At 36.4% G+C, this 18256-nt stretch carries 19 protein-coding genes and 1 pseudogene; 5 read left to right on the top strand and 15 right to left on the bottom strand.

The genetic code is table 11. The features are described 5' to 3' along the window. Positions 1–49: 49 nt before the first annotated feature. The 14 genes from E7480_00380 to E7480_00315 all read right to left on the bottom strand — a co-directional run bounded on the left by E7480_00380 (position 50) and on the right by E7480_00315 (position 13653). Entirely contained in the window at positions 50–952 is a 903-nt protein-coding gene (locus E7480_00380; GenBank protein MBE6903050.1) for a hypothetical protein, read from the bottom strand. A 425-nt stretch (positions 953–1377) separates the two neighbouring features. Next, a complete protein-coding gene (locus E7480_00375) occupies positions 1378–2463 on the bottom strand; it encodes a glycosyltransferase family 2 protein (protein ID MBE6903049.1) in 1086 nt (361 codons plus the stop codon). A 25-nt stretch (positions 2464–2488) separates the two neighbouring features. Further along, a complete protein-coding gene (locus E7480_00370; GenBank protein ID MBE6903048.1) occupies positions 2489–3646 on the bottom strand; it encodes a polysaccharide pyruvyl transferase family protein in 1158 nt (385 codons plus the stop codon). Positions 3647–3693: 47 nt separating this feature from the next. Beyond that, on the bottom strand, positions 3694–4776 hold the full coding sequence (locus E7480_00365) for a radical SAM protein (GenBank protein MBE6903047.1): 1083 nt from the start codon (positions 4774–4776) through the stop codon (positions 3694–3696). Between the two features lie 30 nt (positions 4777–4806). After that, positions 4807–5826, bottom strand: coding sequence for a glycosyltransferase family 4 protein (locus tag E7480_00360; protein ID MBE6903046.1), 1020 nt, complete (start codon positions 5824–5826; stop codon positions 4807–4809). Further along, positions 5826–7043, bottom strand: coding sequence for a glycosyltransferase family 4 protein (locus E7480_00355; GenBank protein ID MBE6903045.1), 1218 nt, complete (start codon positions 7041–7043; stop codon positions 5826–5828). The genes E7480_00360 and E7480_00355 overlap by 1 nt, the downstream gene beginning before the upstream one ends. Continuing rightward, the gene (locus E7480_00350; protein MBE6903044.1) at positions 7021–8178 is read right to left on the bottom strand and encodes a glycosyltransferase family 4 protein; all 1158 of its coding nucleotides are present in this window, start codon (positions 8176–8178) and stop codon (positions 7021–7023) included. Before E7480_00350 ends, E7480_00355 begins: the two co-directional genes overlap by 23 nt. 35 nt (positions 8179–8213) lie before the next feature. Then, positions 8214–8894 (bottom strand): sugar transferase, encoded by a 681-nt coding sequence (locus tag E7480_00345; protein MBE6903043.1) that lies wholly within the window; start codon positions 8892–8894, stop codon positions 8214–8216. A gap of 31 nt (positions 8895–8925) precedes the next feature. Beyond that, the gene (locus E7480_00340) at positions 8926–9915 is read right to left on the bottom strand and encodes a hypothetical protein (protein ID MBE6903042.1); all 990 of its coding nucleotides are present in this window, start codon (positions 9913–9915) and stop codon (positions 8926–8928) included. 18 nt (positions 9916–9933) lie between these two features. Then, positions 9934–10611, bottom strand: a complete 678-nt coding sequence (locus E7480_00335) for a hypothetical protein (protein MBE6903041.1) — start codon at positions 10609–10611, stop codon at positions 9934–9936. 31 nt (positions 10612–10642) lie between these two features. Then, positions 10643–11338 (bottom strand): capsular polysaccharide biosynthesis protein, encoded by a 696-nt coding sequence (locus E7480_00330; GenBank protein MBE6903040.1) that lies wholly within the window; start codon positions 11336–11338, stop codon positions 10643–10645. Next, on the bottom strand, positions 11335–12180 hold the full coding sequence (locus tag E7480_00325; GenBank protein MBE6903039.1) for a CpsD/CapB family tyrosine-protein kinase: 846 nt from the start codon (positions 12178–12180) through the stop codon (positions 11335–11337). Before E7480_00325 ends, E7480_00330 begins: the two co-directional genes overlap by 4 nt. After that, complete coding sequence (locus tag E7480_00320; GenBank protein ID MBE6903038.1) at positions 12122–12913, bottom strand: hypothetical protein; 792 nt, start codon at positions 12911–12913, stop codon at positions 12122–12124. The genes E7480_00325 and E7480_00320 overlap by 59 nt, the downstream gene beginning before the upstream one ends. A 224-nt stretch (positions 12914–13137) precedes the next feature. Then, complete coding sequence (locus E7480_00315) at positions 13138–13653, bottom strand: hypothetical protein (GenBank protein ID MBE6903037.1); 516 nt, start codon at positions 13651–13653, stop codon at positions 13138–13140. Positions 13654–14142: 489 nt separating this feature from the next. On the opposite strand from E7480_00315, the pseudogene E7480_00310 reads away from it, so the two are divergent. From E7480_00310 to E7480_00290, 5 genes and pseudogenes are all read left to right on the top strand, one after another. Then, positions 14143–14334, top strand: a pseudogene (locus E7480_00310) (hypothetical protein). A 702-nt stretch (positions 14335–15036) separates the two neighbouring features. Then, entirely contained in the window at positions 15037–15708 is a 672-nt protein-coding gene (locus E7480_00305) for a GIY-YIG nuclease family protein (GenBank protein ID MBE6903036.1), read from the top strand. 472 nt (positions 15709–16180) lie between these two features. Then, positions 16181–16867, top strand: coding sequence for a class I SAM-dependent methyltransferase (locus E7480_00300; protein MBE6903035.1), 687 nt, complete (start codon positions 16181–16183; stop codon positions 16865–16867). Further along, a complete protein-coding gene (locus tag E7480_00295; GenBank protein MBE6903034.1) occupies positions 16833–17084 on the top strand; it encodes a hypothetical protein in 252 nt (83 codons plus the stop codon). The genes E7480_00300 and E7480_00295 overlap by 35 nt, the downstream gene beginning before the upstream one ends. A 5-nt stretch (positions 17085–17089) precedes the next feature. Then, complete coding sequence (locus E7480_00290) at positions 17090–17428, top strand: hypothetical protein (protein ID MBE6903033.1); 339 nt, start codon at positions 17090–17092, stop codon at positions 17426–17428. A 34-nt stretch (positions 17429–17462) separates the two neighbouring features. Here E7480_00290 and E7480_00285 read toward each other — a convergent pair whose 3' ends face one another. Continuing rightward, a complete protein-coding gene (locus E7480_00285; GenBank protein MBE6903032.1) occupies positions 17463–17792 on the bottom strand; it encodes a hypothetical protein in 330 nt (109 codons plus the stop codon). Positions 17793–18256 lie beyond the last annotated feature (464 nt).

Below are 18256 nucleotides of genomic sequence, written 5' to 3'. Positions count from 1 at the left end.
TAATGACAGCTGAAAACTTTATTTATGTTGAAGCCGATATTTATCATTATTAATCTGTGGAAATGTTTTGAGAATTTTCATCTTCAGTATTTATCATGAACGGTAACGCTAAAGCAAAATATACCATATAACCTGCTTCTATTCTGAGTGATGCATTATAAAATGCAATAACTATGCTCAATATTGCCATAAGTATTCCGAGTTGACAAAACAGTCTGTTACCTGTATTGTTTTTGAGTTGTTTGCGTGAATAAACAGCACATAAGACAAAGAATGCCAAAAACAGACCAAGACCAACAAATCCGGTTTCAAGAAAAATCATTACAAAGGCAAACCAACTGTAATGCAAGAAAGAATAGTTTTGATAAAACGGTGAATTAAATATTGAAACATCAGATCCATCGCAATTGCCAAGCCCTTTACCAAAAATCTGTTGTCCCGGTTCAACGATATATTTGTCCATCATAACAGATATTGCAGACAAACGGTTTATGTCGTTTTCAGACGAATAATTTTCCTTTGTGGCAAGCTCAAAAAGAGTTTCCAAGGAAAAGAAGTTATCAAATTCAGAATACCAGAAAGTCAGCAGAGATGCAGCCGCAACCACTATTACAAAAGCCAAAATCAAGAAAACGATTTTTTCTTTTGTAAATCTCGTCAGACAGGCGGCTACCACTAATATCAAAACAAAAGCAAAATAATAAAACTTCATTTCGGCCATTGCCGCAATCACAAGAGATGCTGCACACTTTAAAGCACAGTAGACATAGCTTTCATTACCGTCAAAAGTCTTAAGTAAAGACCTGCCGATAACAATACAGAAGAACACAAGCATATAACCGTTTGCAGAGGCATTGACGCCGAAAATACCGCCAAGCAAGTCCTGATGAACCTTCAAAACCGCAAACTGATAAATTGTAATGGCTAAATTTATCCAGAAAATAATATCCAAAAATTTAAGCCATGTTTCCGCTTCAGCTTGTGAAACATAAGAAACAAATATCAAAAAAGCAAGATAAAACCTAAAGGTATTGCGTGTTCCCCATAAAAAATAAAATATTGATTGGTAATTAAAAAAGTACATAATAAGGGAATAAACAAAAAAGACTATTACCAACAAGAACAATGGCTTTAGTTTTTGAGGTATTGTAATCTGTTTTCTGAAATATAACAGAACACCCAGACAAATCAGAATTACATCCATCAAGTAACGCACAGAGGATGTCAGTCCCAAAAACTCGGTCAAAAATGCCAGAATTAGCGGCATCATAAAAAATATAAGCACAAACCATTCTTGCAGAGTTCTTTTTTTTATTTTAATTAATTTGAATTGATTTTCTAACATATCTTTCTTTCGCTTCTTAATTTTTTAAAAAACTATTTTCCAATCCCTATAATTTTTAAACTTTGTTTTAAGAGCTTTTGACCTTTAGCAGCTTCACGGAATTTTATCAAATAATAAACACCTGCTGCATTTTTCGACCTCATAAATTTTGCAAGCAATTTTATTGCAGGAACAAAAGTGTCAATGGGGTAATTTGCTAACACAGCCGCTACCGTCTCATTGTTAAGATAACGTCTGATTTCGCTGAATTTTTGCTTACGAGTCATATCCGACATTACAACAAGCTTTACTGCCGTGCGCAGTTTAAGCAAAAAGGTTCTTTCTGCGCGGTGAGATATTTTATCTTCAAGACCGCATTTTTTTACAAGGTCGCAAGTGTTAGTGTAAAAATTTATTGTTCTTTCATATCGCAAAGGATTATACTTTCGGGTGGTGGACTTTAAATTTTCAAAATAATTATAGCCCACTTCATTTATAGCTACTACCCGTTTCGAAAAATTTATGCACAAAGCATTAAAAAACATATCCTCGCCAACTGCAATTCTTTCGCTGGGAAATTTTATATTGTTTTCTGCGATAATGCTTCTGCGGTATAGTTTCCCCCAAACCGCCGATTCGATTTGTACATCCTTAGGAAAGCTTACATCAGGACCTATAACAGACAATAAGATTTCTTCTTCAACTTCTTTTCCGCTATATACCTTTTGCTCTATACGAATTTGTTGAGGTGTGATATTTTCCGTATCGGTTGCCACGGAATGTGAGCCAATCACGACATCTGCGCTGTTTTCTGTAATAGCTGAATACAGATTTGCTATGTGAGTGTCTGCAATCCAGTCATCAGAATCTACAAAAGTGACATATTCTCCTGTGGCAATTTCAAGCCCTGAATTACGTGCCAGCCCCTGACCGCCGTTGTCTTTATGGATAACTTTAATTCGTTTGTCTTCAGATGCCAATTCATCACACATTTGCGGGCAATTATCCGGAGAGCCATCATCAACAAGTATTATTTCGAGATTGGCATATGTCTGATTTTTAATGCTTTCAACACATCTGTAAAGATATTTTTCAACATTATATACGGGAATAATTACGCTGATAAGACTCACACACAACCCCCCGAGTAATTATTTTAATTGTTTACTCAATTTCAAACGCTTTTTTTAAGTATGAAATTGTATTTTCACGATATTGTGAAATTTTTTGGGACACTTTATTATAATCAATATCACGTTGCATAACTTCTGCTATATCAAACTGATTTGAATACCGCCTGTCATTAAGTCCGAGTATATCACAAACAGAGCTTATCCGTGAATTTTTAGAATTTGCAGATGTGTCGCTGTAGCGGTCAAACACCACAAATTTCTTTTCAAAAATAACTGAAAATGCAGTACCGTGAAATGAGTCTGTACATATATAGGCTGCATTTCTTAAAATATTTAAAAACCTTTTCGGCGTAACATCATAGGGCGCATAATCGCCAAACTCTTCATCCTGCTTTACATAACGGTCAAGATGGCGTAAGGTTACGATTTTCATACCCGTTTTTTCGGCAAGCGCCTTTGCGATAGCACGGTGTTGGGGATTAGAGCCCAAAAAGTAACAAAATATGTAATCGCCGAATTCACTTTTTTCATAAGGAATAAGCTCATTCCATTTATCTTTATCAAAAACAAATACAGGGTCCATTAAAACAGGGACTTGTCTGCCGGTAAGCTCTTCAACGATTTCGGCACCTCGGTTTTCACGCATACTGATATGTTCAATTCGGTTTAAATACTTTTTAGTTCTGCCTACCTGATACCAAGGAATTTTACTTACTCCAAAGCTTGATGCCCAAGAAATTTTAGTAACCTCTTCAGGTACAAACATAAGGTTATAAAAGCCTGAGCCCAATGCAGCGGGGGACCATAGCTGGTCACTGCAGGTGATGACACAGTCATATTTTTCTTTGCATTTGCTTTTAAGCTCCTCATAGCTGCCGTATTTTTCGGAAAGGTGGCTGTTAAAGGGCTCATCAAAAGACCAAAACGCTTTTTGCCGTATATTTATTTGTTTTTCAACTTCGGGGTGGCGCTTATATTCAATAATACGTTGAAACTGGTCATATCTATCATTTAAAAAAATAAAATTAAAAAATCGTGGAAGTGTTTTTAGAATAAAACGAATTGTTTTTTTATTATACTCAATTATTTCATAATCAAGACCGAATTCTTCAAAGATTTTAACGGTGGCCAGTGCCTGTAGCTTACTGCCGTAATTATTCTGCGTATATTTCAGACAAACACCTTTCATAGCCGACCCCCATCATTATAAAGATAGTCCTATTTGAAGTTTAACGGTTAACACTTATTGCCGCAATTTTCACAGGTAGAGCAGGTGTCTAAATATTCCTTGCTCACCTTACCGTCACGAAAATCACGTACGATTTTATTTTCATACATAGAGTACTTCTTTTTCTTGAAAAAGAACAAAAACTTATGCTTGATAACCCAAAGCATAGGCTTATGAATATATTTATGCATAGCGGGGGAAACTGAGCCTATCATCCAGCAGTTTCTGTCACAGCAACGTACCTTTTTGCGAACCTCTTCCGCTTCTGCGCTGTTCCATAATTCCTCCCAGCTCTGCTTATTCAGATTGCCCATTACCTCTTTTTCTTTAGTTCCGTTACAAGGCATAACATCGCCGTAGGGGTCAATAAAGAAAGTATCAAAGCTCATATCGCAGGGGAGTAATCTTTTCTGGCTGAAAATGTAATTTATAAGTCCGTGATTAAAGTAAGCTCTAAACCACTTTTTAGGACTGTTTGACTCTAAAAGGCGATTTATAAGGTCTTCAAAATGTTGTGCAACCATCATTCTGTCATGAATGATATTGTTTGCTTCAACAAAATAGAAGCTATTGTGAAGCGAGGCAGTGGCAAATTCCATACCAAGCTCATCGGATATATCATAAAGTGCAACAAGGTCAGGTGCATTTTTATCCTGTACCGTCATACCGAAGCCTACGTCCTTCATACCCATATCAACAAGGGTTTTAAGGGTTGTATAGCCTCTGTTAAAGCCGTCCTCAAGACCTCTGATTTCATTATTGGTTTGCTCTAAGCCTTCAATTGAAATGCGAATTCCCACTTGCGGAAATTCTTTACATAAATCAACTATTCTTTCAGTAAAGAAGCCGTTGGTTGAAATTACAATACGTTCACTTTTTTTGTAAAGCTCTCGCACTATTTCTTTAAGGTCTTCACGTATAAACGGTTCGCCACCGGTTATATTGGTGAAATACATTTCAGGAAGCTTTTTAATAGTTTCAATAGAAATTTCCTCTTCGGGCAGTGATGGAACTTTATATCTGTTGCACATAGTGCATTTTGCATTACAGCGATAGGTTACAATTACTGTGCCGTTAAGTTTTTTAGCCATAATTTCACCTTACTATTTTATAATTAGAAATTATATTTTTTCTTTTATACGTTTCCCCATACTCATTCTTGAATAATTGGTAAGATAGCTTTCACGTGCATTATCTTGTAAATAATCGTATTTATCAGAAAAAAGCATTTCTTTTACGAGAACTTCAAATTTAGATTTGTCCTTTTCGACACAAAGACCGTTTTGAAAATCAACAATATACATCTCAGATAAAGTGCTCGGTGCAGTTATAAGCACCTTTTTCTTCATCGCAAGAGCAGTAAGCAAAACAGTATCTCCTGAACAAATAGTTCCGTCATCAATAGGGAGAACCATAGCATCACAGTTTGCTATCCAAGGGTAAGAAGCTTCGCCTGCAACGTTACGAAGAATATGAACATTTGGATTTCCTCTGTTGCTTCCTTTATATGTATCAGCAATAATTACTAAAGGATACTCTATTTTTTCCCAAGCAGAAATCAAAAAATCATAGTCACGGTTTGACCTTCCGATTGCCAAAACATATCCGTTTTCGGGAGCCTCAGAGGGAGCTGCAAGCTTTGAAAAATTTTCATAAGGGTCATTGATGCCAAAGGGTAAGATTATTATTTTTTCAAGGGGTAAATTAAATTCTTCACTTATTATTTTTGCATAATTCTGAGAGAGCACACAAAGATAATCAATGTATCCTGTTTCCAGACATTTACCCATAAACCATCGATATATTTTCTTTGCCTTGCCGTTTTTTTCTTTATATGTAAAATTAAGTGCAATCAATTTATTTTGTTTTTTTACGTGAAAGACAGAGCAGAAAAAGCAAAATATCAAAACATAAAATTGTTGCCAACCGATTATGGTATCATATTTTTTTCTGCCCATAAAATATTTTAAAGCAACGGCAAAATATTTTCCGTAGCGACGAAGCTCGCTCATTTTACCTGTTCTTTTCCAATTGGCAATATGAGAGCATATTTCAAATTTTTTATCGGAAGAACTAAGTGCATCGCACAAAGATTCGACTTCATCCGAAACGCAGTCGCATAAGATTATATGTTTTTTCATTACTTGCACTTTCCTTTATATAGTTTAAGTAGCTCAGTACAATATTCGGACAGGGATGCAAACTGAATCTTTTGACAGTTAAGGGAGTATTTCTCCAATCTTGATTTATCTTCCCACAGAGCTTTTATTTTCTCTTTCAGCTCCTGTGCATTTCCGCTTTCAAAAAGCTCGCCCGTTTCTTGTCCGGATGTGGATATAAGTTCCGGAATTCCTCCGATGTTTGCACCGATAACGGGAGTGCCGTACATCTGACTTTCCATAACGGAAAAGGGGCAATTTTCATACCATTCCGAAGGATAAACAGTAAAACAAGCCTCTCTTATAATAGAAAATAGCTCTTCACCGCTTTTAAAGCCGACATTTTTTATATTGGGAATTTCGGCAATTTCATTTTCCAATGGACCGCCGCCTGCAAAAACAAACTGTATTTCAGGAAGTTCTTTTGCAACCTTAAGAAGTGTTTTAATTCCTTTTTCCTGAGAATAACGGCCGAAATATAAAACATAATCTTTTTTATTGACATCAGTTTTGGAGACAGGGTCAATAAAATTGTGCATAGCGACGCTTTTGTTTGCAAAAACAGGATTTGTGTCAATTTTAGTTTTCATAAAATCAGAACAGCAAATAACGGTATCCAGCTTTTTATACACTCCAAGCGCCTTCCAAAAGGTCGCTTCTGCGGTTCCTATCAGGCTTTTAGCAAAGGAATTATGAATACACTTGCCCTTGGTACAGCTTAAAAAGCTTCCCTGCAAACATTTTTCGCAGTTCTCGTGGGTCTGTGGATTGTGGCACATATGATTGGGACATACAAGCTGATAATCATGTGCCGTATATAAAATCTTACATTTATGCCCGGTTTGTTTTTCCCATTTTCGAATTTCAAGAATTATACTGGGTGTAAGCTGATAATTGAAATTGTTGAGATGACAAACGTCCGGTTGAAAATCATCAAGCACTAAACGGATTTTTTTGCGTGCTTGCGATGAATATATTGTTTTTATCGGATAAGTAAGCTTTGAAAGCTTGGAGCCATTGTGAAAATCCATATCGGAAGTGTAGGCTTCAACGTGGTTTCCGACTATTCTGCCCTCGTGTTCCATACCAAAGTATTGAACCTCATGTCCTTGAGAAAGCAAATAATCTCCAAGCTTAAATATATATGTTTCAGAACCGCCGTTTGGGTGCAAAAACTTATTTATCAGCAATACCTTCATATTCTTTCTCCTCTATGGGAGCAACAGCTTCGTCTGCTCCGTATAGCTTCAAAGTCTCTTTGGTTACGTCGTCCCAATTATATCTGTTACAAATATAGTCAGAAGCTTGCTCCTTGAACAGAGCAACAGCTTGCGGATTGTCGCAGAGATATTGAAGCTTTTCTTTAAGCTCCTGCACGTCTGACTTTTTAAAGGTAATTCCATATTCGCCCATAACGCTTGCACATTCGGGAATATCTGACGTAAGACAGCAATTTCCGTAGCTCATCGCTTCAAGCAAGCTAAGCGGCATACCCTCCAAATCGGAAGGTAATACATATATGTAGGCATTACTGTAAAGTTCTTCAAGAACTCTGCCCTGAATAAAGCCTGTAAAAATTATTCTTGAATCACCGTCGGCAAGCTTGACTAACTCTTCCGGATATTCTCCGCTGTCAGATGTTCCGCCGGCAATAACAAGCTTTTTGTCTGTATCAAGCTTTTTATATGCTTCTATTAAATATTTAACACCCTTTTCAGGAACAAGTCTTCCCAAAAAGAGAATGTATTCATCTTTATCAATTCCGTACAGCTTTGTAATTTCCTGCGCCTCTTTCGGCTCTGCAGGAAGCACTCCGTTGGGAATAAAAACTGTTTCACGGTTATAGTTTTCTTTAAAATAATTCTTTACGTTTTCACTGAGGACTATAATATCATCAGCAAAACGAACAGCGCATTTTTCTCCTGTGAGTATATACCACGAGGCAAATTTTCCCCACTTAGCTCTCTGGTGGTCAAGCCCGTGGACAGTTGCTATACATTTTTTTCCAAACAGTTTGGGAAGCCATAGCATAGCGCAAGGCCCTTCTGCGTGAAAATGAACAACATCATATTTTCCGAAGGCAGCACGTATAGCACCTGAAAAAGAGGCAGTCATCGCTGCCAAACCTTTTTTATCAAGAGTCCATACACTCTTGAGCTTTACACCGCAATATTCATCTGTTTGTGTTTTATCAAAGTCTGCACCGCTGACGTGGTGCCCTTTTCTGTTAAAACAGGTTACATCAAAATCTGATTTTACCATTCTCGTTGCAAGCTCACTCACAACGATTTCAACACCGCCCTCACGGGAAGGGATTCTTTTGTGCCCAAGCATTGCAATTTTGATTTTTTTGTCTTTTTTTTGGGGCACTATTCTCCCTCCAATCCGAGTACAGCCCTAACAGTTCCAAAAAGTATCTTTAAGTCTGTCCAAAGGCTTCTTTCGGATATGTATTTCAAATCTAATGCCAGCCATTCATCAAAGGAAAGGCTGTTTCTTTTAGGCTGAATTTGCCAATAGCCTGTAATACCGGGGATAACGGATAATCTTTGGAACTGATGCTCTGTGTATTGCTTAACCTCTCGAGGAAGCGGGGGACGGGGTCCCACAAGGCTCATATCTCCTTTAAACACGTTCCAAAGCTGAGGAAGCTCATCTATACTTGTAATACGTATAAAATGACCGAAGCGTGTAATTCTCGGGTCATCCTTTATTTTAAAAACAGGACCTTCCATCTCGTTTTTATCAAGAAGCTGTTCTAACATCTTGTCTGCATTGGGAACCATAGAACGAAATTTATAAAACTTAAATTTGCGGCCGTTCTTTCCGATTCTCTCCTGAGCATAAATCGGAGATGCGCCTGGACTGTCAATAACTACAATCAATGCCACAATCAAAAGCGGTACTATAAGCAAAAGAAGTCCAAACAAAGAAAAGATAATATCAAAGGTCCTTTTCAAAAAAGAATATATCGGTTTTTTCTCTATATGTAGCTTCGGGTTTTCCTCTAAAGAGGGAACCGCTATTAAATTTTCTTCTTTTACATTCATTTATATAACAGCTCCCTTCGTTTAAAGATTTTTATTGTTTCTTTGTGTAAAACAAATCTAATACGATTTCCCACAAAGAATCATCATTGGGATAAAATTCAATGAACTCTTCGCCAAGCTTCGATTCGCCTTCAATTTCTCTTATTCCGAGAAATTCGTAGTCTTTGAATTTCTCGCCAAATTTAATCATTTTTTGGTCAGAGGAATCGTATACTGCATAATCGTCCATTGTGTTAATTAGTTTTAAAACAAAGCCTTCATCGGCATTTATACAAGAAATAAGCTTATTATACAGCGCATTTATAAACTGCTGCTGACGTGCCATTCTTGTACTGTTACTGCTGTCCTCAAGACCGTAACGGGTACGCACGTACGTAAGTGCCTGTTCACCTGTCAGGGTAACCTTTTCACCCTTAATAAGAGTGTCATCAATTCCTTTGAAATCGTCAAGCACGGTAACCTCAACACCGCCAACAAGATTACAGCCTGCAGAAATTGAATCCATAGTTAAGGCTAAATAGTGGTCGATTTTTATATCCTTAAGCAGATATTCAACCGCATCTTTTGTATTTCTGCATCTGATTTTATCGTTATTGTCGTTGACATTGTTGTAGGCAAGAGCTATTTGCTTTGTAGTCGTTTCAACAACCGAGGCGCCGCCGACAGAAAGCTTGTTTACCCTTGTCATAGTATCACGGTTGATGTGAATTGCAGTGCTTTGCTTAGAGTCATTATCAAAGACTATAAGCATCAGAAAGTCTGCTTGAACACTGTTGTCGTGAGATTCGGCAGAGGTAGCATCCTTATATCTGTCCAAGCCAATTACTAAAAAGGTTTCAATATTTGACTTTTTAATATAGTCATCGTTGTCGTAGGTAATTACGCCATCTTCTGTGCTTGTTACAGGAAATTTATTTCGATTTTTTTCCCACACCTCAAGAAGTAAAAACGCAGCGGCTATAAGAAAAATAATCACAAGCGCAATGGCTGTATATTTAAGATAATTCTTCTTAATGCTCATCTTTCCAATACCCGAAACTTAAGCCTTCTTCTTGTTTATAACAAAAACAAAAACAAGAGCTAAAGCACAAACAGCCATAACAACAGCGCAAATATAGATATTGCTGTTGCTGCCTGTGGGAGGAGATACCTGACCGCCTGCACTTGTATCAACAACTACAGCAAAGGGAGAGAAAGAATCAACGGAAAATTGTAAATGTTCGCCGTTGTTTACTACTTTTGCATCCTTAACAAGCTCCCATTCACTGTTTTTGTTCATATGGAGTAATGCAACAAAATGACTTAATGTATCAGCATCAAGTATAACGTCAAAATCCATATGCTCATCGTGATAATCACAGCCTGTAACATGGATATCAAACAAATCGCTTACTGCAAGATTCTTGCCGTTAATTTTCTTGTCAGTAATAAGCTTCAAAAGGTCATTGTTGAGAAGTGAAATATCTTCTGAATTTACAATTGAGTTATACGCTTTTTCAAACATTGCAAGAAGTGCACCTGTCAACTCGTGACGATCTGCATAAGGAGTAATAACCAGCCTTGCAGTACAATCTTCATCAGCAGGATTAAATTCCACAACAATAGGAGCATCGTTTCCGGAAGGGCTGGAAACAAATCCGTTTGGTGCAGCGAATACGCTTACACACATACTCACCAACATTACGATAATCAAACAACTTGCCAATACTTTTTTCATTTTTAAATTCATCCTTTCGATAAATAATTAATTATTTTATAGCGAGCAGGGAATATCCATACTCGTTAATTTGCTTTATATAATCTCCGCCAAGCTTTCTTTTGATTATTTCAAAGGCTTTGTCAATCATAGGCGGTCTCGATTTCATATTATGACAATCAGAGCCCACAATGTGAATGCTTCCTTCATTGAGAAGTGCTATTGCTTTTCGCCTTGATGCAAGGGTTATAAAAAAGCTTGCGTTTACCTGCATTAAAATACCGTTTTCAAAAAGTCTTTCCCATACGGCTTGCTTTTGAAGATGCAAATATCTTTCAACGTGGGCAAGAATAATTTTAATACTGCTTTTTGAGGATAACTCAATAAGCTCTCTAATCATATATTCCGACCAACTTGACATCGGCATCTCTAAAAGAAGAAGCTTAGTTCCTTCAATTCTGAGCGCCTTAAGATTTTCCAAGCGGCTTATTCCACGGTAATATCTTACCTCTGCCCCTAAAAGTATCTCGGGAGCTTCTTCGGATAATTCACCCTTTAAAATTTCAAAAGCCTTGTTTCTTCTTTCAAGAAATGCTTCCACCGTTTCATCGTTTGCGTAAAAGTGAGGAGTAGCTATTATAGTTGATACCCCTTGCAGCGCAAGCGCATTTATCAGCTCTTCGCTTTCTGATGTGTTTCGACTTCCGTCATCTATTCCCGGTAAAATATGGCTATGCCAATCTATCAATTTTTAGACCCTTTTGATTCACTTTGATAGTAGCGATAGTTTTTGTAATATCTGTATTTCTTGTATCTGCCGTAAGTACCGCTGCCTTCCTTAGCTTCGTTCATAACACAGCCAAGAACATGCACATTGGAAAGCTTTAACTGTCTGAAGCAACGCTCAAGCTCCTTCTTCTCAGTGTATTCTTCACGGATAACGACAATCATACCGGAAATAAGACTTGAAATAGAAACTGCATCGGATACGATATTGACCGGCGGAAGGTCAATAATGATATAGTCAAAAGCCTCTTTTAGCTGGTTTAATACGTTTTCCATTCTGCTTGAACCCAAAAGCTCGGAAGGATTGGGAGGAATATCACCCGACGGAAGAACAAACCAGTTGCTGAGCAAGTGTGTTTGAAATTCGGACATTTGTGCGCCCTTACCTCTCAGAAGGTCCGTAAGTCCGGGAGTGCTTTCAATTTCAAGCTTTTTTGCAATTGAAGGAATTCGAAGGTCGGCGTCAATCAGAAGTACTTTACTGCCTTTTTCTGCAAATACGTAAGCAAGGTTTACTGCAGTTGTGCTTTTTCCTTCGCCTCTCATTGAGCTTGTAACACCGATTACGGGACATTTTTCATCCTCAGGAAGCGTGAAATCAAGATTTGCACGAATTAGCTTATACTGTTCAGTTGCTGTAAATGCAAGATTTTTATGAAGCGTCTTTTTAATGTCGTTGTTGACAGACATAAAGCTTCTATGTTTACGTCTTTTTTTAAATAAATCCATTTTAATGCCCCCTTCCTTAATTTTCGGTTTTCCGATGTCTTTGAGAATAATATCTGTAAGACTTTCCGTTAACATTTACAAGGTCAGGAACCTTACCGAGTATAGGATAATCGTAAGTTCTGAGAATATATTCTTCATCGTGAATTGTATCGTCCATAAGAGCTATAATAATCAACACAATAACAGAAATAAGAAAACCAAGTATAAGTCCTACCGCTGTAAACTTAGTGATGCTTGGAGCAATCTTTTCGGTATCCGCAAAAGCAGAATCAACAATTTCCATAGAAGCTCCGTCTATAATTTCGGAAATTCGGATAGGCAAAACCTTTGAAATGGTTTCAGCAATCTTGCACGCTTCATACGGGTCATTACAGGTAACTGTTACCAGCATAATTTCCGTATCGTTGGAAGGTGTGTATTTAACCATATCAGCAAGCTCTTTCCAGGTATAGTCAACGCCGGCTTCTTTTATAACAAGCTCAAATGTGCTTCGGCTGTCCAAAATTTCACCGTAAGTCCTTACAAGGCTCTGTGCAGCCATAAGCTCAGAAGAGCTGATGCTAAAGCTGGTATTACCAAGAGAAAAAGAACTGTTGTTAACGTATAATTTAACGTAGGAGGAATAGGTAGGCGCAATACCGAATGAAGACACCAAAAATCCTATGATACCTGCCAAAAAGCTACACAAAACAACAACCCAAGCTCTTCTCCATAGCGACTTGATAATATGTAATACGTCAATCGTATAATATTCCCTGTTGTTATTTTCTTGTCTTTCCATTAATTTACTTCGCTCCTTAAATGACATCAATCAAAGCTTGACCGAAAAATTTATTGAAAGGTTTTTGTACCCAATTACCAATTATATTATCTGACTTTAGGCGCAATAACCCTATTGTTTAGTCTATAATATCATATTTTTTTTGATTTTGCAAGCAATATTACATAAGTTTTAAAAAAATAAGCAACAAAAAAAATAAGCGCTGCCTCACTTTTTTAGTGAGACAGCACTTTTGCTTTTTAGTTTATGAATTAGTGTTCATCAACTAATACAAAATATAGTGCGCTGTTGGGATCTGTGTCATTTGCAACAATCATTACTGTAGTTCCCTGAATGTCAGTAAACACAGCGTGATATTTGTATTCATTGAAGTCCATATAAAGCACTTCGTCTGTGATTTTATATGTACTTTCCAATGCATTATCGCCGTTTGATAGCATAACCTTTGTGTTGTCAACGAAATAGAAGTTCATAGTTCCGCCGAAATTATTGCGAACATTATCAAGGTCTTCTTGTTCCATTTCAACTCCGTCAATCATACCTCCGGAAAGAGTCCAACCGGTATCAGCAATGTTGGGTACATTGATTTTTGTAATATTGGCTAATGCTGCAGGAAGAGTTACATCGTTTTTAGAATTTGTGTCAGTAGAGCTTGTGCCTCCAACAGAACTTGTATCAGCAGCTGTTTCGTCGCCACAACCGGTCATAATGCCAATTACGGATAGAAGCATCATAACTATCAACAATACGCTTAAGATTTTTTTCATTGTTTTCATCTCTTTCAATTTATTTTTTATTTGCTTTTGAAATCATATCACATTCTGTTTTTTTTTGCAAGATAAAAACACGAAAAAAATCATAGTTTCTGTTTGTATCAGCTGTAGCGAATCGGTTTTTGGTTTCTTCCAAAGCCCTGTAATACCGCTATTTTACGGCATTTTCTAATCAAGGGGCTTCATCGTGAAAAGTATGAAAGGATTATAAAACGCAAGATAAAATATCTTACCTCAAATTATCTTTTCAGAATATATCATACCTATAAAATGGTCTAAAACTAAATCTTAATAACTCTATGTTTAAGATAAAGACTCATAATGCTTATATAATCATGAAGATTTATAAAGAATCTTATATAAAAGAAAAAGAGTCATAAAGATTCTATAAGAATCGTTATAACTTATGAAGATTGTAAGAGACATTGAAATTATGATTGATTTATGGTATAATAAAGAAAAGTAAAAATTGCGAGGAATGTTATGAAAATTGGTATGCGGAAGCCGAGCATAAAAAGGTCTATTAGTGCTCATACAACAGGAAAACTCAAAAGAACAGTAAACAAGGCGGTAAATCCTTTATATGGCCAAAAAGGTATGGGTTATATCAACAACCCCAAAAAAGCACTCTACAACAAAGTTTACAACAAGACAACCGTTGGCTTTAATGATGTAATTAATTCCACACCACATAAAACATCGTCTAATAATTCAACTGTCAATTATCAAAGCCAACAACAACCAACTCAACAGAAATCTCCTGCAATTGACATTAGCAAGTATCGTTCTTCTGCAAGTACATATAAAGGCACAGGCACATTTCTAATTATAGTCGCTTGGATAATGGGTATTGCAGGAGTGTTTACATTGCCGATAGGTTTGATTTTTATTGGTCTTGCTATTTTGTTCGGTTCAGTCGGTAAAACCTATAAAAAGGTGGCAAAAATCAAAAGCGGTGTTACTGCACCCGATATTGTAGAAACATCACCCAAACAAGAAACTGCACAAACCACCCAAAACTTCTTTGCCCCAACAGAGCAACCCAAAAAGGTCACAACTAGCAATTTCCCACCCTTATCATTTGATACGATGTTAGTCTATAATGGAACACCGAAAATGCAGTTTGAAATCAAGCAATGCTCAATCGGAGACACATTGACATTTGACCAAGACGAAAACGACAGTTATCTTGTATCAACTCAAAATGCATATGATATAGGATATCTTCATAAGCGGATAGTGGACAAAATTGATTCTCTTGCAAATGAGGGTTATGAAATAACGGGCGGACATATTGCCGAAATAATACAGGCAGACGAGAAATTGAATGTAAAAGTTCACATTGTTCTTGAATATCAAGACGAATAGGAGTATAGTATGGAATCAAGTAAGGGTGTAATATATATCTTAACCAACCCCTCATTTCCCGATTATGTGAAGATAGGATATGCAGACGATATTGACAATAGATTACAACAGTTAAACCGAAGTGAATGCATTCCGTTTGCTTTTCGTGTTTATGCAACCTATGAAGTTAATTCCCGATTATCAGACTTAAAGATTCACACCATAATAGATAAACTAAATCCAAATTTGCGGTCCATAGATAACTTTAAAGGACAAAAGAGAGTCCGTGAATTTTATGCTATGAAGCCCGAAGATGCTTATTCTATTTTAGAAGCCATTGCAGAGATTCATGGATGTGCCGACAAATTGAAGTTGATTCCGCCTAGCGATGAAGATATAGATGCAGAAGGGGTTGCAAAAGAAATAGTTGAAGAGAGAAAGGCACGAGCCGTTCCTTTTTCGTTCTCACTTTGTAACATTCCCATTGGGGCAACTTTGCGATTTTGGAAAACCGCAACACAAGAAACCGACATTGAATGTACCGTCATTGATAACAAAAGAGTTGAATATGAAGGTACTGCTTACTCGCTTTCTGCTTTGGCAGCCAAACTCTCAAATGTTACATATGCCGTTCACGGTCCTTGCTATTTCAAGTATAACGGCGAATGGTTAAACGATATTCGTGACAGATTGGGAGTTTAAGAAAATACACTCTACAGCAAAACACCCTATGACTTTTTACGGTCATAGGGTGTCTTCATTTTTTCATTTGTCGTAAATGTGTCGTAAATCGGTTTTGATAGAGTTTCAAAAACCCTGTAATACCGCTATTTTACGGCATTTTCTTAATCAAGGGGCTTCATCGTGGGAGTATGAAAGGATTATAAAACACAAGGTAAAATATCTTACCTCAAATTATCTTTTCAGAATATATCATACCTATAAAATGGTCTAAAACTAAATCTTAATAACTCTATGTTTAAGATAAAGACTCATGATACTTATATAATAATCATGATTAATAAAGAGTCTTATATAAAAGAAAAAGAGTCATAAAGATTCTATAAGAATCGTTATAACTCATGAAGATTGCAGGAAATATTGAAATTTTGAATAATTTATGGTATAATGCAATCAATTCGATAAACTTGAATTTGAAAGAGGTATTATATAGATGAACGATAATAAAAAGTTGTCAAAAGATACTTTTAATCTGCAGGCAACAACATATGATATAGATAAAAACGGAGCACACGCAAGAACACTATATCCGCACATTATAGATAAATTATCAGATATATCGTTTGATAATGTGCTTGATGTGGGCTGTGGTACAGGTGAAATCTTAAATACTATTAAAAACATATACCCTGCTGTTTCGCTATACGGAATTGATATCTCAGAAGAAATGTTAAAAAAGTCAAAAGAGAAATTGTTGAATACTGCAGAATTATCTCTTGGGGATGCCGAGCATTTACCATATGAACATGGTAAATTTGATTTGCTGATGTGTACTGATAGTTTTCATCACTATCCTAATCCGCAGAAAGCGATGGAGGAATTCCATAGAGTACTGAAAACTGACGGTCATATACTATTGGCTGATTTTTGGAAGCCTTTCCCTGTTCGCCAGTTGATGAACATTTTTATTCCATTCAGTAATGAGGGGGATGTTAAAGTTTATTCTAAAAAAGAAATTATAAGCTTTTTGTCATATAGTGGTTTTCAAAATATAGAGTATCAGAAAGTGAACAACTCGAGTTATTTAGTAATAGCAAAAAAGCAACAAGGAAAACATAGATACATTAACACCAACAGGGAAATTGATGTTGACTATGATAGGAGCAATAAACGAATTTGAGCGTGTAAACCTATTGGAGCGACAAAGAGAGGGTATTGCAATAGCAAAGCGGAGCGGAAAATACAAAGGTGGTAAGTGTAAAACTGTCGGCAACTTTGCCGAATGTTACGCCCGCTATATATCAAGGGAAATCACAAAATCGGCTCTTGCCTGTGAGCTTGGCATAAGCAGACCGACACTTGACAAACTTATAAAAGAATTTGAGGAAAAGAGGTAATCAAAATGGATATGCTGAATATAACTGAATTTAAGGACTATATAACAGAGAAAAGACCGAAAGAAATAATCTACAATGACGAAAACAACGGCGACTATATGCAAGGCACAGAACGGCGGTGTTATTCAATCGCACAGCCCTTGCATATGTGCTTAACTTTTAATGATATACTTATAGCAACTAACCCAAACATTGTACAGCTTCAATCCAAAAGCGGTAAAATGAGATTTAACCATATACACGGGGTAAGTGTTGATACAAGCTGTTGTCTGCTTGGTGATGTTGTTACATTGTACTGTAACGCAGACGAAAAGACAAAGGCTTATACATTGATTATAAGATAGAAATAGCGGGGCATAAACCCCGCTTCATTCTATATTACCATTTATGTTTGCAATGGGTACATTCGTATTGTTTTCCAATCTTGGAAGAAGCAAGACCATTTAAAAAGATAGAAAAAGAACGATTTAAGTTTGATATTCTCTTTACATTGTCTTTATTTTTACAGATAGGACATTCAGGCAAGAGGGACTTTTTTACTTCCTCTTTATATGCTTTTGTAAGTTTATATTGCCTTTCTCCCTCATCAATCAATTCCTGCTGTTTCTGTGCCAAAAATTTATCATCTAACCAATGCCTACAGTATGGACATATTTGCCCCCTGTCGCTTATTTCTTTGTTGCATTTAGGACAATTTATCAATGCCATAATTCCACCTCGCAAAATTTAATTATCATTGGTAAGTTTCTTGTAGCTCTTTACACTCTTTAGCATTGACATCATTATATCTTATAATTATTACAAAGTCAATACATTGCAGTATGATGTTTATACTATGGTTTTAGATACAAAGAAAGAGCGGTTTCCGCTCCTTGCTTCGTGTGGTTGTTTTATAAAAGAATTAAAGTAGCGGTTGCGTTTCCCTAAATATAGTGTAACACAATTAACTCTACTTGCACACTTCAAAAACATTATACGGATACTTCAATTATTGATTAAAGGTTATTCCCGATTTTTGAAAAGCGCACATCAAAACAAGTTAATAAAACAGGACATTGAAAAAGCACTATCAGTAAAAGATAGTGCCTTTTTGTTACTATATCGTGTGCTTTTGAATAAATTTTTTGGTAAACAATTTGGTAAATTTATATTGCTGTTACTCCTAAAACACA

This window comes from Oscillospiraceae bacterium (assembly GCA_015067255.1).
In the GTDB taxonomy this organism is placed as follows: domain Bacteria; phylum Bacillota; class Clostridia; order Oscillospirales; family SIG519; genus SIG519.
The sequence above is the reverse complement of the archived record's forward strand: the minus strand, read 5'-3'. Positions and strand labels throughout refer to the sequence as shown.